The 18,806-nt window shown below is 67.4% G+C and carries 25 protein-coding genes; 4 read left to right on the top strand and 21 right to left on the bottom strand.

The window, feature by feature from the left end; all coding sequences use genetic code 11:
* Positions 1-42: 42 nt before the first annotated feature.
* Complete coding sequence (locus ACIA76_RS08115) at positions 43-798, top strand: alpha/beta hydrolase family protein (protein ID WP_397150685.1); 756 nt, start codon at positions 43-45, stop codon at positions 796-798.
* Here the strand turns inward: ACIA76_RS08115 and ACIA76_RS08110 are convergent.
* On the bottom strand, positions 788-1,390 hold the full coding sequence (locus tag ACIA76_RS08110; RefSeq protein ID WP_397149865.1) for a hypothetical protein: 603 nt from the start codon (positions 1,388-1,390) through the stop codon (positions 788-790). The two genes, ACIA76_RS08115 and ACIA76_RS08110, sit on opposite strands and share 11 nt — an antisense overlap.
* Before the next feature lie 777 nt (positions 1,391-2,167).
* On the opposite strand from ACIA76_RS08110, the gene ACIA76_RS08105 reads away from it, so the two are divergent.
* Complete coding sequence (locus ACIA76_RS08105) at positions 2,168-2,896, top strand: hypothetical protein (protein ID WP_397149863.1); 729 nt, start codon at positions 2,168-2,170, stop codon at positions 2,894-2,896.
* A gap of 50 nt (positions 2,897-2,946) precedes the next feature.
* On the opposite strand, the gene ACIA76_RS08100 is transcribed toward ACIA76_RS08105, so the two are convergent.
* From ACIA76_RS08100 to ACIA76_RS08020, 17 genes are all read right to left on the bottom strand, one after another.
* On the bottom strand, positions 2,947-3,516 hold the full coding sequence (locus tag ACIA76_RS08100; RefSeq protein WP_397149861.1) for a hypothetical protein: 570 nt from the start codon (positions 3,514-3,516) through the stop codon (positions 2,947-2,949).
* Between the two features lie 203 nt (positions 3,517-3,719).
* On the bottom strand, positions 3,720-4,016 hold the full coding sequence (gene rpsQ, locus ACIA76_RS08095) for a 30S ribosomal protein S17 (RefSeq protein WP_397149859.1): 297 nt from the start codon (positions 4,014-4,016) through the stop codon (positions 3,720-3,722).
* Positions 4,013-4,252: a 50S ribosomal protein L29 gene (gene rpmC / locus ACIA76_RS08090; RefSeq protein WP_062507077.1), complete on the bottom strand. Its 240-nt coding sequence runs from the start codon at positions 4,250-4,252 to the stop codon at positions 4,013-4,015. The genes rpsQ and rpmC overlap by 4 nt, the downstream gene beginning before the upstream one ends.
* On the bottom strand, positions 4,252-4,668 hold the full coding sequence (rplP, locus tag ACIA76_RS08085) for a 50S ribosomal protein L16 (protein ID WP_067819402.1): 417 nt from the start codon (positions 4,666-4,668) through the stop codon (positions 4,252-4,254). The genes rpmC and rplP overlap by 1 nt, the downstream gene beginning before the upstream one ends.
* A gap of 3 nt (positions 4,669-4,671) precedes the next feature.
* Positions 4,672-5,478 carry a 30S ribosomal protein S3 gene (gene rpsC, locus ACIA76_RS08080; RefSeq protein WP_397149856.1) on the bottom strand — a complete coding sequence of 269 codons (807 nt, stop codon included), beginning with the start codon at positions 5,476-5,478 and terminating at the stop codon, positions 4,672-4,674.
* Positions 5,479-5,877, bottom strand: a complete 399-nt coding sequence (gene rplV / locus ACIA76_RS08075) for a 50S ribosomal protein L22 (RefSeq protein ID WP_397149854.1) — start codon at positions 5,875-5,877, stop codon at positions 5,479-5,481.
* Positions 5,874-6,155, bottom strand: a complete 282-nt coding sequence (gene rpsS / locus ACIA76_RS08070) for a 30S ribosomal protein S19 (protein ID WP_067712162.1) — start codon at positions 6,153-6,155, stop codon at positions 5,874-5,876. Before rpsS ends, rplV begins: the two co-directional genes overlap by 4 nt.
* 14 nt (positions 6,156-6,169) lie before the next feature.
* Positions 6,170-7,000: a 50S ribosomal protein L2 gene (gene rplB / locus ACIA76_RS08065; protein ID WP_397149851.1), complete on the bottom strand. Its 831-nt coding sequence runs from the start codon at positions 6,998-7,000 to the stop codon at positions 6,170-6,172.
* 33 nt (positions 7,001-7,033) lie between these two features.
* Positions 7,034-7,339 carry a 50S ribosomal protein L23 gene (gene rplW, locus ACIA76_RS08060; protein WP_251914318.1) on the bottom strand — a complete coding sequence of 102 codons (306 nt, stop codon included), beginning with the start codon at positions 7,337-7,339 and terminating at the stop codon, positions 7,034-7,036.
* Positions 7,336-8,007 (bottom strand): 50S ribosomal protein L4, encoded by a 672-nt coding sequence (gene rplD / locus ACIA76_RS08055; RefSeq protein WP_397149848.1) that lies wholly within the window; start codon positions 8,005-8,007, stop codon positions 7,336-7,338. The genes rplW and rplD overlap by 4 nt, the downstream gene beginning before the upstream one ends.
* Positions 8,004-8,669 carry a 50S ribosomal protein L3 gene (gene rplC / locus ACIA76_RS08050; protein ID WP_397149846.1) on the bottom strand — a complete coding sequence of 222 codons (666 nt, stop codon included), beginning with the start codon at positions 8,667-8,669 and terminating at the stop codon, positions 8,004-8,006. Before rplC ends, rplD begins: the two co-directional genes overlap by 4 nt.
* Positions 8,670-8,683: 14 nt before the next feature.
* Positions 8,684-8,989, bottom strand: coding sequence for a 30S ribosomal protein S10 (rpsJ, locus tag ACIA76_RS08045; RefSeq protein ID WP_040804197.1), 306 nt, complete (start codon positions 8,987-8,989; stop codon positions 8,684-8,686).
* A 436-nt stretch (positions 8,990-9,425) separates the two neighbouring features.
* On the bottom strand, positions 9,426-9,965 hold the full coding sequence (locus ACIA76_RS08040; protein WP_397149844.1) for a hypothetical protein: 540 nt from the start codon (positions 9,963-9,965) through the stop codon (positions 9,426-9,428).
* Complete coding sequence (locus tag ACIA76_RS08035) at positions 9,965-11,131, bottom strand: hypothetical protein (protein ID WP_397149842.1); 1,167 nt, start codon at positions 11,129-11,131, stop codon at positions 9,965-9,967. The genes ACIA76_RS08040 and ACIA76_RS08035 overlap by 1 nt, the downstream gene beginning before the upstream one ends.
* A gap of 34 nt (positions 11,132-11,165) precedes the next feature.
* Entirely contained in the window at positions 11,166-11,603 is a 438-nt protein-coding gene (locus ACIA76_RS08030; protein ID WP_397149840.1) for a hypothetical protein, read from the bottom strand.
* A complete protein-coding gene (locus tag ACIA76_RS08025; protein WP_397149838.1) occupies positions 11,600-13,165 on the bottom strand; it encodes a hypothetical protein in 1,566 nt (521 codons plus the stop codon). The genes ACIA76_RS08030 and ACIA76_RS08025 overlap by 4 nt, the downstream gene beginning before the upstream one ends.
* A 109-nt stretch (positions 13,166-13,274) precedes the next feature.
* A complete protein-coding gene (locus ACIA76_RS08020) occupies positions 13,275-13,664 on the bottom strand; it encodes a hypothetical protein (protein WP_397149836.1) in 390 nt (129 codons plus the stop codon).
* Positions 13,665-13,835: 171 nt separating this feature from the next.
* Here ACIA76_RS08020 and ACIA76_RS08015 point away from each other — a divergent pair, with 171 nt between their 5' ends.
* Positions 13,836-14,312 (top strand): hotdog fold domain-containing protein, encoded by a 477-nt coding sequence (locus ACIA76_RS08015; RefSeq protein WP_397149834.1) that lies wholly within the window; start codon positions 13,836-13,838, stop codon positions 14,310-14,312.
* 12 nt (positions 14,313-14,324) lie between these two features.
* Here ACIA76_RS08015 and ACIA76_RS08010 read toward each other — a convergent pair whose 3' ends face one another.
* Together ACIA76_RS08010 and ACIA76_RS08005 are read right to left on the bottom strand one after the other, a co-directional pair.
* Positions 14,325-15,251: an esterase/lipase family protein gene (locus ACIA76_RS08010; RefSeq protein WP_397149832.1), complete on the bottom strand. Its 927-nt coding sequence runs from the start codon at positions 15,249-15,251 to the stop codon at positions 14,325-14,327.
* 2 nt (positions 15,252-15,253) lie between these two features.
* The gene (locus ACIA76_RS08005; protein WP_397149830.1) at positions 15,254-16,276 is read right to left on the bottom strand and encodes an alpha/beta hydrolase; all 1,023 of its coding nucleotides are present in this window, start codon (positions 16,274-16,276) and stop codon (positions 15,254-15,256) included.
* 172 nt (positions 16,277-16,448) lie between these two features.
* Here ACIA76_RS08005 and ACIA76_RS08000 point away from each other — a divergent pair, with 172 nt between their 5' ends.
* Positions 16,449-17,663 carry a lycopene cyclase family protein gene (locus tag ACIA76_RS08000; RefSeq protein WP_397149828.1) on the top strand — a complete coding sequence of 405 codons (1,215 nt, stop codon included), beginning with the start codon at positions 16,449-16,451 and terminating at the stop codon, positions 17,661-17,663.
* Here ACIA76_RS08000 and ACIA76_RS07995 read toward each other — a convergent pair.
* On the bottom strand, positions 17,610-18,638 hold the full coding sequence (locus ACIA76_RS07995) for an SDR family oxidoreductase (RefSeq protein WP_397149826.1): 1,029 nt from the start codon (positions 18,636-18,638) through the stop codon (positions 17,610-17,612). The genes ACIA76_RS08000 and ACIA76_RS07995 overlap by 54 nt on opposite strands.
* Positions 18,639-18,806: the final 168 nt, after the last annotated feature.

The following is an 18,806-nucleotide window of genomic DNA, read 5'->3' as shown; positions in this document are numbered from 1 at the left end:
GCATTACCGAGAGAGAACTCGGGCAGTCTATAGGGCGTGACGATGACAACCCTTGCCTACGGGTCCCATCCCGATCAGGTGGCCGATCTGTATCTGCCCGGAAGCGGGCCCGCGCCCTTGATTCTGTTGCTGCACGGGGGATTCTGGCGGGAACGGGTCGGGCGGGACTATACGACGGGCATCGCGCAGGTGCTCGCCGAGGCCGGATATGCGGTGGCCAATGTGGAATATCGGCGCATGGGCGGGGGCGGTGGGTGGCCGCTGACATTCACCGACATCGCCCTGGCCGTGGACGAGCTGCCCGATCTCATCGATCGCGCCGAACCCGGGCGAATCGACCGGGACCGCGTCATTTCGGTCGGGCATTCCGCGGGCGGCCAGCTCGCGCTCTGGGCAATGCTGCGGGATCGCTTGCCAACCACCCATTCCTGGTATCGGGATGAGCCGCCGCGGATCTCGAGTGTCGTCGCCCTCGCCCCGGTCACCGATCTCGCCGAGGCCTATCGGCTCGGCAGTGGCGAGAATGCGGTGGCGGAATTCCTCGGCGGCGGCCCGGATCAGTTCGCCGAACGTTATGCCTTCGGCGATCCGATCACCCTGGGGCGCTTGCCGATTCCCGTTGTCGTCGTGCACGGCGATCGGGATCAGCGGGTGCCGATCCACCTGTCGCGGGAATACTGCGCGAAAACCGATGCCGACCTGGTCGAGCTGAAGGGTATCGATCATTTCCAGTTGACCGATCCCGATTCCCCGGCCTGGCCCGCGGTGCGTGCGCAGATCGATCGGGCTATCGGGTGATCACATAGCTACCGTGGACCGGGCGCGACGGCATCGGATTCCACTGCTGCAGGAAATACGACCAGCCCAACCAGACACCCGGCGCGATTTCCCGAAACTCATGGTAGCTCACCGGAATTCCGGCCGAATCGCGCGAGAAATCGACGGTCCAGGCCGGTTTTCCGTCACCGTAGGAAACGCCGGAGCGCAGCGGACCGCCGGGCGAGGAGCCGATCTGATAGTTCTTGTGCACGATCGTGCCGTCCGGCCCCGGGACGAAGGTCAGGCCATTTCCGAGCAGGCCCTCGGTCGCCGCCCAGGCACGGCCGAGACCGTAGTCCAGCCGCTCCCCCGCCACCCGCACATGCGGCAGCACCCAGAACCGCTGATGCCCCTCGGGAGCCGGGCCGGGCGCGGCGTCCAGGAACAGTCGATCGGCCTGCTCGGAGGTGCAGTGGAAGCGCAATGAGTCGACGGTGATCGCCGGATTCGACGGGTCGATCACACAGTGCCCATCGGCATCGCTACTTCCAGTATCCGCAGTGGCGGTTCCCGAGGAGAGGGCGATCAATGCGGCCGCCGCGGCCACAACCATTGTCCATAGCGCACGCATTTCGATATCCCTTCGAATTTCGACCCGGACAAGGCCCGATCCTAATCCCGACCATTGCGCGGCGCGACACGAGCGGCTGCGGCCGAGGCGAGCGCGGCAATCTTGGCGCGGACCCGCACCCGCAGCGCGCTGGTCACCAGATCGTAGGCACGAGCCTCGGAAACACCGAGTTGCTCACCGATCTTGGAAGAAGAACCTCCCGCCTTGCGCAGTTGCGGCGTCTACTGTGCGATAACGGTTTTCGAACCTGCCATATCCGCTCCCTCTCCGGCACAGTCTAATTCGGTTCACCATGAATTGGGTTTTCCGGGAACGACCCCGGGCGATGGCCGTTACAACTATTAGCCACAGCTGAAAGAATATCCTTCCGAATCTGGATCCTGTGTTGCAACAGGTAACGCCTGGGCCTGATTTGTCGAATTGCCCTCAGGGCACTCAACGGATCCCTCCCGGCACCATGAGCCCAGCCGCCACCAACTGTCAGCAGTGAAACTCGAGGGTGCTGCGGGGTACCACAACACCCCGCAGCACCCTTGTCCGGTCAGGAACAATGAGAGGAGACAGCAATGGTGCGATGGGAAGTCGGGCTCCAACGCAGAAATTCAGCCGAGTCGAGAGGCCTGCGGGGAAGGCCGATTCACCGGAGCAAGCGGCACGCGAGCTCGTCGACGCAGCCCGGGAGTTCCTGCATGGGCGAGCAGAAGAATATGGAGATCTATCGATCGTGCTCATCGACGCTGTCTTCCAGCTCGAAATCGTCGGCCTCACCGATGCCCCGTGTCCGCCGATTCGCTGGTCGCTCAGACACTTTCCGCGTTGGCGGACGCCAAGCGCCGCGCCGAAACGCCAGCCGAGACCAGCCGCACTCCTGCCACCGCACGCGCCCGGCTCAGCACCCGCCCGGGATCCGGCGGGGTCCGCGGGCAACTCGACCGCATCACCGCCTGGACACAGACACACCTGGGTCGTGCGGCGTTCTTACCCGCAGCCGACGCCACTGCGGTGGCAGCAGCACAACAATGGGGAAAGCTGTGGCCACAGGAGCTGCTGGAGCTGTTCACCCACGCGGATGGTTCGCAGCTGCAGATCCTGCCGGTCCACGATCTGCTGCCACTGGACGGCAGCAACGACATCCGGCGCCTCTGGCTCGACACCATGACCGATCTGCGGGAACGGCACCCCGAAATGGCTGCCGCGTTCAATCCTGAGGTATCGGCAGCGATGCCGGCCGGTACACCGGCGGGTATTTTCCTGCCCCAGTTCGTACCGATCGCCGATCTCGCCGCAACAACACTGTTCATCGACACCCGCCCAGGTGAACTCTTCGGCTGCGTCACCGAATACACCGACGAAGGCGCCGACGACGAAGGGCCGCTGTGGATCTCGCTCGCCGCGATGCTCACCGACCTCGCCGACAGCCTCGAAACAGGCACGGAATTTCTCCGTTACCAACCATCCGCCGAAGCAGGCGAGTTGGTATGGGAACGGGCATCGAGGCAGAGATAGAACCAACGGCTCCGGTCAGAGCGGGGTGATGAACGGCGGCGGCGCAGCGCCTACCGAGAGGGATTGCAGAATCCACAGATTCCGCTGGACGGCAGCTGGACGAAGCATTCCTCGCACATCCGGGCGCGGACGGGTTCGGGCTTCGGTTCGGGACGGGCCGGGGTCTGACCGCGGCGGGCGGCGACCTTCGGGGTGAGCGGCGGGATGCCGGCGGGCACATCGGTGCCGTGCGTGGCATAACACTGCCACCGCGCATAGGCGGCATGCAGTTCGATATCGTCCGGAACCGGTAGCGCCGCGAGTTCGAGTACGTACTTGTAGCTCTCGGTGACGGTGTGGTTCGGCCGCACGCACAGCGCCGTCAGCGGCGGCTCGCCCGCGGAATGACACCGGCGCGCGACCTTGCGCAGCACGGCATCGACCCACGTCCGGGTCGGCGCGCTCGTGCGCACCCCCGACATCTCCTGAACCTGTGCCGCCAACTCGTTGACGGTCACGAAATGCCCGTAATCCCTTGCGATCTCGACAAGCGCCTCGTGCGCGGCCAAGGCCCACGCCACGGTCGCATCCCGAAAGGACACCACTGTCCCATCGCTCGCCTGCCAGGCCCCGGAAGTCATCGTTGCTGCCCCACTCATAGCCCGACTACGTTAGCGAATCGGACACCCTGCGCGCCAATACGCAGTAGGTATCGTGTCGTCGATCACGATGGTTACTCGATCGCGACTCGGTGCATGGTGCGGAACTCGCGACAACGATGAAGGCCCGCCTCCCAATCGGGAAGCGGGCCTTCGTTATTCGACTTGTCAGCCGTGGATGGGGCTTACTTCGCCCGCTCCAGGACCTCCACCAGGCGCCAGCGCTTGGTGGCGGACAGGGGGCGGGTTTCCATCAGCTGGACGCGGTCGCCGATGCCGGCGATCTCGTTCTCGTCGTGGGCCTTGACCTTCGAGGTGGTGCGGATGATCTTGCCGTAAAGCTTGTGCTTCACGCGATCTTCCAGCTCGACCACGATGGTCTTGGTCATCTTGTCGGAGACAACGTAGCCGATGCGCACCTTGCGCTGGCCCCGCTCCTCAACCTTGGCCGGCGTCTTGGCCGGACCCTTGGCATCACTCATGCCGCATCTCCCTTGTCCGCCGGGGCCGAGGCCAGGCCGAGCTCGCGCTCGCGCATGACCGTGTAGATGCGCGCGATCTCGTGACGGACGACGCGCAGGCGACGGTTGTTCTGCAACTGACCGGTCGCCATCTGGAAGCGCAGATTGAACAGCTCTTCCTTCGATTCGCGCAGGCGGGCGACGAGCTCTTCTTCGGTGAGCTCGCGCAGGTCTGCGGCCGGAGTTCCGGTAGCCATCAGAACTGCTCCTCCCTCGTCACGATCCTGCACTTCATCGGGAGCTTGTGCATCGCGCGGCGCAGGGCCTCACGAGCGGTCTCCTCGTTCGGGTAACTCATCTCGAACATCACCCGACCGGGCTTCACGTTCGCGATCCACCACTCCGGCGAACCCTTACCGGAACCCATGCGGGTCTCGGCGGGCTTCTTGGTGAGCGGGCGATCCGGGTAGATGTTGATCCAGATCTTGCCGCCACGCTTGATGTGGCGGGTCATCGCGATACGAGCCGACTCGATCTGGCGGTTGGTGACGTAGGCCGGCTCCAGAGCCTGGATGCCGTACTCGCCGAACGACACCGCGGTGCCGCCCTTGGCCATACCGGAACGACCGGGGTGATGCTGTTTGCGGTGCTTGACCTTGCGGGGCATCAGCATGGGTCAGCCCTCCTGGTTCTCTGCCGGAGCGTCGGCGACCGCAGTCGCGGCACCCGAACGCCCGGCCTCAGTGCTGGTCGCCGTGGTGCCCTGGGCACCCGAACGACGGGGACGGCTCGGCCGCTCACGACGCTCGCGACGGTCACCGGCCGGGGCAGCGGTCGCGGTGACCTCACGCTTGCCACCGACGATGTCGCCCTTGTAGATCCAGACCTTCACGCCGATGCGACCGAAGGTGGTCTTCGCCTCGTACAGGCCGTAATCGATGTCGGCGCGCAGCGTGTGCAGCGGCACCCGACCCTCACGGTAGAACTCCGAGCGCGACATTTCGGCGCCGCCGAGGCGGCCCGAGCACTGCACACGGATGCCCTTGACGTTCGGCGAACGCATGGCCGACTGGATGGCCTTACGCATCGCGCGACGGAACGCCACACGGTTCGACAGCTGCTCGGCCACACCCTGAGCAACCAGCTGCGCATCCGACTCGGGGTTCTTGACCTCGAGGATGTTCAGCTGAACCTGCTTCTTGGTGAGCTTCTCCAGCTCGGCACGGATCCGATCGGCCTCGGCGCCACGACGGCCGATCACGATGCCCGGACGCGCGGTGTGGATATCCACACGGACGCGATCACGGGTGCGCTCGATCTCGACCTTCGAGATGCCGGCCCGCTCCATGCCCGTGGCGAGGAGCTTGCGGATCTTGACGTCTTCCCCGACGTATTCCTTGTACTGCTTGTCGGCGTACCAACGCGACTTCCAGTCGGTGGTGATACCGAGGCGGAAGCCATGGGGATTAATCTTCTGTCCCATTTACTCAGCCCCTCCCTTCCGGCGGCTGCGAGCCGGGGCGGCGCTGGCGACGCTCTCGACCTCGATAGTGATATGGCTGGTGCGCTTGCGAATCCGGAATGCCCGGCCCTGAGCACGCGGCTGGAACCGCTTCAGGGTGGCGCCCTCGTCGACGTAGGCCGTCGAGATCACCAGGGTGTCCGGGTTCAGGCCGAAGTTGTTCTGGGCGTTGGCCGCGGCCGAGGCCACGACCTTCGCGACCGGCTCGCTCGCGGCCTGCGGCGCGAACTTCAGGATGTTCAGTGCGTCCTCGACTCGTTTGCCGCGGACCATGTCCACGACTCGACGAGCCTTCATCGGCGTCACGCGAACGAACTTCGCGGTCGCGCGCGCGGTCGTGATCTGAGTGTCAGTGCTCATCGCCGCTTGCTCTTCCGATCTTCCTTGACGTGGCTCTTGAACGTCCTGGTCGGCGCGAACTCACCGAGCTTGTGGCCGACCATGTTCTCCGACACGAACACCGGCACGTGCTTGCGGCCGTCGTGCACCGAGAACGTGTGCCCGATGAAATCGGGGATGATGGTCGAACGACGCGACCAGGTCTTGATGACCTGCTTCGTGTTCTTCTCGTTCTGGACGTCCACCTTCTTGAGGAGGTGTTCGTCGACGAACGGGCCCTTCTTGAGGCTGCGTGGCATCTTTAACCTCCTCCTTAACGCTTCTTGCCGCGGCGGCGGACGATGAGCTTGTCGCTCGGACGGTTGGGTTTACGAGTGCGGCCCTCAGGCTGACCCCACGGCGAGACCGGGTGGCGACCACCGGAGGTCTTGCCCTCACCACCACCATGCGGGTGGTCGACGGGGTTCATCACGACACCACGGACCGTGGGGCGGCGACCCTTCCAGCGCATACGGCCGGCCTTGCCCCAGTTGATGTTCGACTGCTCGGCGTTGCCGACCTCGCCGACGGTGGCGCGGCAGCGCACGTCGACGCGACGGATCTCACCGGAGGGCATACGCAGGACGGCGTAGGCGCCTTCCTTACCCAGCAGCTGGATGCTCATGCCGGCGGCACGGGCCATCTTGGCGCCGCCACCCGGACGCAGCTCGACCGCGTGGATGGTGGTACCGGTCGGGATCGAGCGCAGCGGCAGGTTGTTGCCCGGCTTGATGTCGGCCGCGGGGCCGGACTCGATGACCGTGCCCTGCTTGATGCCCTTCGGCGCGATGATGTAGCGCTTCTCGCCGTCCCTGAAGTGCAGCAGCGCGATGTTCGCGGTCCGGTTCGGGTCGTACTCGATGTGCGCGACCTTGGCGGGGATGCCGTCCTTGTCCAGACGACGGAAGTCGATGATGCGGAAGGCACGCTTGTGACCGCCACCGCGGTGACGAGTCGTGATGCGACCGTGCGCGTTACGACCACCGGACTTGGTGATCGGGCGCAGCAGCGACTTCTCGGGGGTCGACCGGGTGATCTCGGCGAAGTCCGAGACGCTGGCGCCACGACGGCCCGGCGTAGTCGGCTTGTACTTACGGATAGCCATGAGTTCTTCTCTACTTTCTGGATTCCCAGGCGCTTACGCGACCGGGCCTCCGAAGATCTCGATGGGCTTGCTGTCGGCCGAGAGGGTCACGAGCGCGCGCTTGGTGTCCTTGCGCTTGCCGTAACCGAAGCGGGTCCGCTTGCGCTTGCCCTGACGGTTGGCGGTGTTGACGCTGGTCACCTTCACGCCGAAGACCTTCTCGACGGCGATCTTGATCTGCGTCTTGTTCGCGTCCGGGTGCACCAGGAAGGTGTAGGTGCCTTCCTCGATCAGTCCGTAGGACTTCTCCGAGATGACCGGCGCCAGCAGAATGTCGCGGGGGTCGGCGATGGTGGTCACTTGCTCTCCTCCTGTGCAGCCTCAGCGGGCCCGTGCACGAAGGTGTTCAGGGCCTCCACGCTGAACACGACGTCGTCGCTGTTCAGCACGTCGTACGTGTTGAGCTGGTCCGGCGCGATCGGGTGCACGTTCTGCAGGTTCGCGACGCTCTTCCACGCGGCGAGGTCCTCGCGGCCCACCACGACGAGCAGCTTCTTGCGGTCGGTCAGCTCGGCCAGGAAGTTCTTCGCGGCCTTGGTCGAGGGAGCCTGTCCCGCAACCAGTTCGGTGATCACGTGGATCCGCTCGCTGCGCGCACGATCCGAGAGGGCGCCACGCAGAGCGGCGGCCTTCATCTTCTTCGGCAGACGCTGCGAGTAGTCGCGCGGCTTCGGGCCGTGCGAGATGCCACCACCGGCGAACTGCGGCGAGCGGGTCGAGCCCTGACGGGCGCGACCGGTGCCCTTCTGGCGGTACGGCTTCTTGCCGCCGCCGGACACCTCGCCACGGGTCTTGGTGGAGTGCGTGCCCTGGCGAGCCGCGGCCTGCTGGGCCACGACGACCTGGTGCATCAGCGCGATGTTGGCGGTCACGTCGAAGATCTCCGCGGGGAGCTCGACGGTGCCGTTGGTCTTGCCGCCCGGCTCTTTGACCGTAAGCGTCAGGTTGGTCTTGGTCTCGGTGCTCATGCCCGGGCACCACCCTTCACTGCACTCTTGACGATCACGATGCCGCCCTTGCGACCCGGGATCGCGCCCTTGATCAGCAGCAGGCCGTTCTCGGCGTCCACCTTGTGGACCGAGAGGTTCTGCGTGGTGACGCGGTCGTTACCCATCCGGCCGGACATGCGCATGCCCTTGAACACGCGACCCGGGGTGGAGCAACCACCGATCGAACCCGGGCGACGGTGCACGGCCTGCGCACCGTGCGAGGCGCCCTGGCCCTTGAAGCCGTGACGCTTCATGGTGCCCGCGAAGCCCTTGCCCTTGGAGGTACCGGTGACGTCGACGTAGCCACCCTCTTCGAAGGCGTCGGCGCTGATCTCCTGGCCGACCTCGAACTGCGAGGCGTCGGCGACGCGGAGCTCGGCGACGTGCCGACGGGGGGTGACGCCCGCCTTGGCGAACTGGCCGGTGACCGGCTTGGTCACCTTGCGCGGGTCGATGGCACCGAAGGCGACCTGGACGGCGGAGTAGCCGTCGCGCTCGATCGTGCGGATCTGGGTCACGACGTTCGGACCGGCCTTGACGACGGTCACGGGAACGACGCGGTTCTTATCGTCGAAGACCTGGGTCATGCCGAGCTTGGTGCCCAGGATGCCCGCGGCCGGACGACTCTTGTTGTCAGTCATATTCGAAGTCCCCGTCACTGAATGTTGACGTCGACACTGGCCGGCAGATCGATGCGCATGAGGGCATCGACCGTCTTCGGCGTCGGGTCGAGGATGTCGATCAGCCGCTTGTGCGTGCGCATCTCGAAGTGTTCGCGCGAGTCCTTGTACTTGTGCGGCGAACGGATGACGCAGTAGATGTTCTTCTCGGTCGGCAACGGCACCGGCCCGACGACGCGGGCACCGGTGCGGGTCACCGTCTCGACGATCTTGCGCGCAGATGCGTCGATCGCCTCATGGTCGTAGGCCTTGAGCCTGATGCGGATCTTCTGTCCCGCCACGCTGAGTGTCCTTTTCTCCGCTTTCGTCGTGTTCCGGGAGTTACCTCCCGAAGCACCCTCATTTGCATGCCCGAACCCGAAGAAGTCACAGCAGACGCAATCCGTCTCTAACCAACGACCGGGGAACTACCGACCCGATCCATCGCCGCTGTTCATCTGTCATGGTTCTTCCGGTCCACGCGGTCGGGCGTGTCGCCTCGCCGCTCATTCTCCGGCCCCGGAATACCTCCATGAGCCTCGGAACATCGTCCCGGACGTACCCGCGCCGGACTCGACGGGATACAAAGTGGGTACTGCTCGCCCGCTCCGATCAGGCCGTATATCCATTGGACATACGCCACCCGGTGCAGGCAACCCGAACAGTATGCCCGACGGCCTCATGCCGCACCAAATCGGGGGTGCTGTGACGCTGCGAACAGCACGCAGGGTCCGCTTTTCAGAGGGCCGGCGCCGCGCGCCCCGGGCGCATCCGTCGCCACACTACCGCGAGGAATACGAGCAGCCCGATGAGTGGCAGCGAGCCGATGGTCCAGCTCAGGGGCAGGGGCGGGCCGGGCTGGTCGAGGATCCGGACGTTGTCGAGGACGCCCTCGCCGTGGCCCTGCGGTCCGTCGATGGCGAAGCCGAAGCTGTAGGCGCCCGGATCGTCGTAGGCCTTCACGTCCAGGCCCCACGAGTCGAGCTTGCGCGGGTGGCGTACGAGCGGTGTGCTGCGCTCGCCGTGGCGCACGCCCGGGCCCTTCACCGTCAGCTCGCCGGATTTGCCCGCGATGCCGCCGTCGGGCATGAAGACGAAATCCAGTGAGTGCATGGCCCGGATCGGCCAGGTGGAGAAGCCGACGGTCACGGCGTACGGACCCGCCTGCACGCGTTCGGTGTGCACGATGTCGACCGGGGTATAGGCGGCGGCCGGGCCCGCGGTGAACAGCGAGAGCACCGTCAGGGTCAGGATCGCGAGGACGGCTCGGCGCAACATCAGCGAATCTCCTTGGCGGGGGCGAGGGTACGCAGCATGGTGGCGAAGCGACCGGCGAGGAAGCCGGCGAGCAGTCCGAGCGGTATGCCGATCGCGGCGGTCAGGACGACCTCGGTGGTCTGGAAATGCGCCTGGGCCTGGGTGAGCAGGAATTGCAGCGGCAGACTCACCGCCACGATGACGCCGAGGACCATGCCGGTGAGCGGCAACACCTTCCGAGCATCCAGCCCGCGGGTCCGCGCCCACCAGAACACGGCCTCCACCACGAGCGCCGCCACGCCCAGGAACATCGGCATCAGGCCCGGGAAGGCGGGCGGCCCCGGCTGCAGCCCGTCGCGCAGCGGCAGCCCGATCGCCGAGGCGTAGGCCTCCGCGGCCCAGGGCGAGAACCACCACAGCACCGCCTGCAGTACCCCGACCGCGGCGGCGACGACGAGCGCCGAACCCGGGCGGCCCAGCACGAGCGCGCCGATCAGCAGCAGCATCGTCGAACACAGCACGATGCCGCAGAACATCGGATCGACGGGCAGTTGCAGCTGCGCCAGCGCGACGAACGGAATCGGCATATGCGACACCAGCACCGCGAGGGCGGCGACGAGACCGATTCGCCCCCACAGCTCGTCGCGATGCGCGGCGAAGACGATGACGCCGCCGATCATCGTGATGGTCATCGACAGGAACAGCGCCACATGCGAGGGCGTGTACAGCACCGCGTCGAAGCCGTAGATGGAATGCCACTCCAGGTCCATCAGGCCGTAGAGCAGGAACGACGCCGCGCCCGCGCCGGAGATCATGAAGCCCAGCGGCACGGTCAGCGCACCGCCGAACACCCGCACGGGAGCGCCGCCCGCGCGCGGCACGGGCCGCCCGGCGCGTTGGGCCGCGGTCGCCATGATCACCATGGCCAGGCTCGCGAATCCGCTGACCGCGCTGCCGGAATACAGGAACAGATGCGGCAGGGTGAAGAAGGTGTCCGGGCCGACCTCGTCGTGCCATTGGATATCCCAGCTCACCCCCACCGTGGTGATGACGGTGCCGAGCAGGACGATCCATGCGCCGAGGCGGGCGGCGGTTCCGGTGGTCTCGGCCACGGTGATCGGCACGGCGGCGGTCGTCGGGGCGCTCGCGCGGGCCGCGGTCGCGTCGAATGGAACGGAGGTACTCATGCGGTGCTTTCCTTCCAGTGTTCGCGCATCCGGTTCAGCCGGATATCCACAGGGGCAGACTGATTCGATCCTCGCCGTCGGCGGTGCTCAGCGACAGCCGCAGCTCCCAGGGGCCGGTCGACATGAACGACACCGCCGGGGCGTGAAAACGGCCGGGGCGCACGGGCATCGCCATGACCAGCGGTGCGGCGTAACCCATGCGCGGCTCGATCGCCTCGAGATGCACCATGGGGTCGGCGCTGCGGCCGTCGCGGTCGGTGACCTCGATATCCACCGCACTGTCGCCGAGGCGGGGGTGGGCGACGATGACCGTGACCAGGTGCCGCGCGGTGCCCGAGCGCAGGGTGAGCGGGCAGGGCGGGCTGGGCCACAGCAGCCATCCGGCCAGCGCGAGGACGAGGGCCACCACGGCGACGACCATGGCGACGCGCAACGATGGTGTGCCGCGCGAGGATTCGGTGGCCGTGGTCATCGCGAAACCTCCAGCACGATCGGCACGGTGAGGACGGTGTAGTTCCGCTCGGCCTGGATCCAGACGCGATAGTGTCCGGGAGCCGGAAAGGTGTAGGTGAACGGCACATCCGGGCCGTAGGCGGCGACCGTCTCGTCGGGGGCGCTGTCGCCGTTGACGGGCGGCATCAGCATGGCGCCCTCGGACGAATGCCCGGACATGCCCGGCATATCCCCCATGGCGGCCATATCGTGGCCGCCCGGCATCGGGGGCATTCCGCCCATCGAATGCGCATGACCCCAGATGGGCGAATTCTGCACCGCCGCAGCAATATCGGAGTCGTCGGTGATCGGTCCGGCGACGATCATATGGCCCACCATGCCGAGCCACGGCTGCAGATCGGACCGGTCGCCGAAGCGCGCGGACAGGGTGGTCGGCGCACCCGCACGGGCCGCAGTCGCGGTGACGGTGACCGGCGTATCGCCGAGAACGGTCGAGGCCGTCGTATTCCCGCCCAGCCGAACGGGATTCACCGGTGCGCCGACGGATCCGGCGCCGACCGTGAAACCCGTTACCGCGCGGACCAATTGGACCCCGCCGCCGCGCCGGGCCAGTTCCGCCGACAGGGCGTAGCGGCCCGGGGCCGGCGGGATCAGATGCGCCTCGTAGCGGCCGGGCGCGATGCGGATGGGGTGCAGATGACGCAGATCGCCGCCCGGGCCGATCACCAGCAGATGCATCAGGGCGCTGTCGTGGATCATCAGATCGTCCACGGCCGCACCGGTGGCGGCATCGGTGAGTTCGAGGCGCAGGTCGCCGGGACGCCCGGCGGTCAGGGGATCGTTGCCGACGGTCAGCAGGACCGGCTGGCGGGAGTAGTCCGACAGCTGGGGTTGGCCGAGGTCGTAGGGGTTGGTCAGATTGTCGGTGCTCGGATCGAGTTGCACGCCCGGCTGCGGTGGCAGGGGCAGTGTCGAGGAGAGCAGGGCCGCCGTGATCGCCACCGCGACACCGGCGACCATGCCGCCGACGGGGATCAGCGCCCAGGCCGTCCGGCGCGCCCGGACCGCGATCAGCACCGAAATCGGCAGCAGCACACCGGCGATCAGGAAACCGCCGTAGACCAGTCGCTCCGGCGGCGAGGTGACCTGGGCGGGCACCGCGAACGGGATGCGCGCGACGCGGACGCCGTCGTCGATGGTGAGTTCCCAGGGGCCCGCGCGGTCCACGGCGAGGTCGGTGGAGTACATGCCCGCGGTCGCGGCGAGTTCGATATCACCGTGGGCCGTCGCGGCGCCGGGGGCGGGCAGATTCTTCGCCGCGCCGTAGGGGATCGCGGTCACGGCGAGCCGCCCGGCCGCGGTTCCGGTATGGGTGACGACGTCGACGCGCAGCGGCCCGGGAATCGAGGTGATCCGGCGCAGCATGACGGTGAGTTCGCGATCGCCGAGGGTCTGCGCGACCGAGATATCGCCACCGAACGAGGGCGAATCGGCCGCCGCGACGGGCATGACGGTCAGGGCCGGCAGGAGTCCGGCGACAACGAGAAGGCCGCATCGGACGATTCGTCTGGCTGCGGTCACGGGCTCATCCTAGAAACGATCGGACCGCGAAAACATCACACCGCGAGGTGATTCCGACTCCCCCGCGAGAGTGATTCTCCCTCGGGGGAATTCGGGGTAACTCCGGATATCAGCCCAGGCCCTGCACGATGATCGTGTTGTGCCCCTGGTACATCCCCGGATTCACCAGGGCGAAGCCGATCTGGCCGCGCGGGGCGCGGGCGGCTTCCGTGAAGACCGCGGGCAGATCCGCGTAGACGTAGTGATCATCCTGCGGCAGCTGCGAATGCGGATCCACCCAGTACTGGGTGGACGGGAAGACCCGCTGCAGGAGCTCGGGAATCGGACCGCCCGCGACCGCGACGGTTTCGTTGTGGTCCAGCCCGATGCCGACGATGATCCCGCTCGGATCGTTGATGACCGGCTTGAATGCCGCGGCCGGACCCGCGGTGACGGTTGCGGCGATCGCGCCGCCGACCACCGCCGTTCCGAGCGTCGCGGCCACAGTACGGATACGCATGAGAACTCGAACTCCAATTCCCCGAACACCCCGACCGTACGGCGTCGGCCCCCGGCGACGCCTGCACGACGTGCGCGCTCAACGTAGCAACGATCCGGGCGAAAAGCGCGCCGGGACCTGCGGGATGCCCGGGAGATCGCCACCGAACTTACTCCGCAGTAAGATGCGCTCATGACGAATGAGACCACCACCCTCCGCGGCTGGCGGAAGCTGCCCGACAACCGGCTGGGACATACGCTGTTCTCGCTGGCCATGGTCGCCCGGGTGCCCTACTTCGGCACCGTGCTGCCGACCGTCGTGCGCCTGGAACCCGGGCTGTGCGAGGTGACCGCGCCGAAGTGGTTCGGCATCCACAATCATCTGGGCACCTTCCACGCCATCGCGGCCTGCAATCTGGCCGAGGCGGCGATGGGAATGCTCAGTGAGGCAACGGTTCCCACCAGCCATCGCTGGATCCCCAAGTCGATGAACGTGCAGTACCTGACCAAGGCCGAGACGGGCCTGCGGGCGGTCGCCCAGCTGCCCGAGGTGCCGGATTTCGCCACGATCACCGAGGGGCGGGATCTGACCGTTCCGGTGTCGGTCTACGACAAGACGGGCCGCGAGGTGGTCCACGCCGACATCACCACCTGGGTGACGCCGAAGTAGGGGTCGCGCTCGTCAGCAGGGCGGCGGCGGGGCGTCGGCGAGGGCCGCGGCGACCAGGGCCATGGCGTGCGGATCGGCCAGCAGGTAGCTGTGGTCGACCGTGCGGGCGGGGCAGCCGTCCTGGACCCAGATATCGCGGTCCGGGCCGATCGGCGCGGCCAGCAGGGCGGTCTCGGGCGGGGTGATCACCTCGTCGTCGCGGCTGGCGATGGCCGTGTAGCGGATGCCGGGCACCGTCTCGGCGGGCCGATTGAGCTGTGCCAGAACCGGCGAGCCGACGGTCTGCTGTATTCCGGCATTGCCGAACACCTGGGCCGCGATATGCGGACCGTCCAGGCCCAGCGCCGCCAGGTCCGGATACTTCGCGGGCAGTTCGGCGAATGTCGAACCGCGATAGGGCGTTCCGAGGGTGACGACCGTGGTGGCCGCGGTCGGATGCGCCTTCAGATAGGCCCGGATGACGGTACCGCCGGTCGAATGGCCCACCAGCGCAACGTGTTCGGCCCCGGTCGCGGCGCGCACGGTCGTCACGAAGGCGGCCAGTTCGGCGGCCGAGGTGGCGATATCGGCGACGCCGTAGAGCGTCTGGCCCGACAGTGCGGCGCCGATCGGCCCGAGGCCGGGCCAGGCCGGATTCGGGGTCGCGCTCGCACTGGTCGTCAGCACCGGCGCGTTGCCGAGATCGGCGGCGAAGACGCAGTAGCCCCGCTCCCGCAGCGTGGGTGCCAGCACCGCGAAACTGCGCACCGCGTCGGTGGCCGAACCATGCACCAGGACAACGGGATCCGGTTTATCCGGCGCGGGGCGGCAGGCGAAGTCGTTGGCGCCCGGCAGGTCGGGTATCTCCACGGGCCGCGCGGTCGCGGTCGAGGCCAGGGCGAGTATCGCCGCTGTCAGGATCGACAGCACGGCGAGGAGCCGTCGGACGGTGGGGTCCATGCCTAGACCCCCAGGCCCGCGGCCAGCACGGGCCAGGAGTTCTTCAGGTCCTGCTCCCAGTAGCCCCAGGAGTGGGTGCCGGTGGGCCGGAAGTTGTAGGTGGCCGGGATACCGAGGTCGTCGAGCCGCTGTCGCATGTTGTGCGCGCAGTAGTCCGTCCCGGCCTCGATGATGCCGCCGAGCACGATCTGATTGGCGAACCCCCACGGACCCGGCAGCGAATACTTACCGTTGTAGACGTCGTAGACCCCGGGCAGCCCGCTGCCGTTGGAGATGTAGATCGCCTTGCCGCGCAGGCCCTCCGCCCGCACGTACGGATCGTTGCGGGCCCAGTTCGGATCGTTCGGCGGACCCCACATGTTCGCCACGTTCGACAGGCCCCACTCCTCGACGGTGAGCCGGACGAATTCGTGGCCGATCGGATCGCTGGTCTGCGCGCAGCCGCTGTAGGAGGCGACCGCCTGATACAGATTCGCCGTGGTGGCCGCCAGCGCGAGGGTGGTCGTCGCCGACATGGAATAGCCCGCGATGCCGTTGCGGCCGTTGGCGTTCAGATATCCATTCACCAGCGGCGGCAATTCCTGGGTCAGGAAGGTGCGCCATTTGTTGCGGCCGAGCCGCGGATCGTCGCGCTCCCAGTCGGCGTAATAACTGAACATGCCGCCGATGGGTGTGACGACGTTCACGTTCTTGTCGGAAAGGAATTGCCAGGCATCGGTTTTGGTCGCCCAGGTCGCGCCGTCCGCACCGCCGCCCGCGCCGAGCAGCAGGTAGAGCACCGGGCGCGGCGCGCCCTGATCGGGGGCGCGCTGCACCTGGACCGGGATATCGGCATCCATTGCCGCGGAATGCACGGTCAGCGTCTGATGTCTCGAATCATCGGTTCGCACCTCGACGATCGAGGATTCGCCCGGTTCGGCGGATCCCACCGGCGCCGTCATCACCCCGGCGGCCGCGATCACCGCGGCCACGGCCCCCAGCCGAGCGGACCGATACCGCCGGCGCCCGTACCGAGTCTTGTGCATATCCACTCTCCCGGGCGTGCCCATACTCGTCCACGACGCCTACTCGGCGTCCCGAATCAGGTTATGAACGTGCCCAAGGGATTTCACGACAGGATTTGCTGGGACAGGATCTTTCGGGGCGTAACGCGAGGCGGTACCGACCCGATCACCAGTTCTTGATTGAATGTGACGCATGACAGGGCGGCAGGTCCGGGTGGATGTATGCGTGGTAGGGCTCGGGCCCACCGGCCGGGCGCTGGCGCATCGGGCGATGCTGGCCGGATTCGAGGTGGCGGCCGTGGATCCGCGACCCGAGCGTCCGTGGGTGCCGACGTACTCCTGCTGGGCCGACGAATTGCCCGGCTGGGTGCCCCGGACGGCCATCGCCTCGCGGATCGCGGCGCCGACGGTATGGACCAATGCCGAGCATCGAATTCAACGGCCCTACTGCGTGCTGTCGAAACGGGGTCTGCGCGAGGCGCTGCCGCTCGACGATGCCACGGTGCTGCGCGGGCGGGCCACGGCGGTCGGGGCGCATCGGGTCGAGCTGGACGACGATACGGTCATCACGGCCGCTACGGTCTTCGACACCCGCGGTCTCCCCCTGCCCGGCACGCGGCGCAGCGCCAGCGCGCACGGCATCTTCGTCGACGCCGAGCGGGCCGCGCCCATGATCAGCGAGGGCGAGGGGCTGCTGCTGGACTGGCGTGCCGAGAACGGCGCGGGACCCGGTGAGCCGCCATCGTTCCTGTACGCGGTGCCCCTGGGCGACGGCACGGTCATCTTCGAGGAGACCAGCCTGGGCCTGCGCGGCGGGATGCCACAGCGCGAGCTGCGCCGCCGGACGCTGAATCGGCTTGCCGCACACGGCATTCGGCTGCGCGGCGACGAGCGGACCGAGGCCGCGCACTATCCGCTGGATCAGCCGCCGCCGCGGCCCGGCGCCGCGCCGGTGATCCCGTTCGGCGCGCGGGGCGGGATGATGCATCCGTGCACCGGCTACAGCGTGGCCGCGTCGCTGACCCTGGTGGACACCGCGATCGAGGCGGTGCGCGCGGGGACGGATCCGATTCGCGAGCTGTGGCCGGCGCGGGCGCGGCTGGTGTACTGGATGCGCGAGCGCGGGATGTTCGGACTGGGCCGGCTCACCACAGCCCAGGCGACGACGATGTTCGACGCGTTCTTCACCGCCTCACCCCGGCAGCAGCGCGCGCTGCTGTCCGCGCACGACGACTATGCGGCGCTGGGGGCGGTGCTGTTCCTGACAGTGGCGCGCACCTGGCCGTTCCGCTGGCGGTTCGATCTGGTGGGCTGGACGCATCGGAATCGTTGGGTGGGTTATGAATACACGCCGTCAGACCCAGTTCTCGATCCAGTACTTCCAGACGATCGGGGCATAGGCCGCTAACGGCGGCACGCTGATATCGGTGCCGGTCAGGGCGGTCGTGGTGTTGCGGCAGTCGAACCAGCAGCCGAATTCGCTGTGCTCCAGCACATCCCGCGGCACGCCGAGGCGGGGCAGCACCCAGCTCACACCCGGCACACGCATGAGCACATCCAGGGTCTCCTTGGGCATCACCTCCACCAGATGCGGCGCCCCGGCCTGATCGGCGAACAGGTTGAGCACATCGGCCGCGGTCTGGCGGCGCGGATCGACCAGATGATAAGTGGCGGACCGGGCGTCGGGCAGATGGGCGATATGGTCCAGGGCGCGGGTCACGAAATCGACCGGGACCATATTGGTTTCGCCGAGTTTGGGAACCACCAGCGGCAGCAGCCGCGGCAGCTGGGCGGCCATGCGCAGCAGGCGGAAGAAGTAGTACGGCCCGGTGATGCGGTCGATCTCGCCGGTGCGGGAATGGCCGATCACGATGGAGGGCCGATAGATTCGCCACGGCACCCGATCCTGGTCGCGGATCGCCCGCTCGGCCTCGAAGGAGGCCCGCTGATAGGGCGTGAGCAGCACCTGGCCCACGTCGAACATATCCTCGGTGTAGAGCCCCTCGGCCGAACCCGCCACCTCGACGGTCGAAACATGGTGCAGCGCACCCACTTCCAGCCGCTCGGCAACCTCGATCAGATTCGAGGTGTCCCCGCCCAGCGCGCCCGCATCGTATCCGGCCGCCAGATGGAAGATGTGGTCGATCGAACCACGATGGCGGCCAAGCCAATCCGGGTCGATACCGAGTCCGGGCGCCCGCATATCCCCGCGCACCGCACGCACCCGATCCCCGCCGGCCCATTCCCGCACACACCGGTCGAACCGATACGCCGAATCGGCCCCGGGTCGCACCAGCACGTGGATATCGCCGCTACGCTTCAGCAACTCGGGGATGAGAAACCGCCCGATCCACCCAGTCGCCCCCGTTACCAGGTAAGCCATAGCGACAGCCTATCGCCTGGCGTACCGGCAAGCGCGGCGGGATGGTTGCGCATCATTCGCGCGTGAGATCGCGGCAAGCGAGCAAGGTTTGCGGCGCGGGGGGGGGGGGGGGGGGGGGGGGGGGGCGGCGCGGGGGGGGGGGGGGGGGGCAGCCGCACCCCCCCCCCC

Origin of the sequence: Nocardia sp. NPDC051570 (assembly GCF_044454005.1) — a bacterium.
Lineage (GTDB): Bacteria > Actinomycetota > Actinomycetes > Mycobacteriales > Mycobacteriaceae > Nocardia.
Note: the sequence above shows the minus strand (reverse complement) of the source record. Positions and strands in the feature narration are given on the sequence as shown.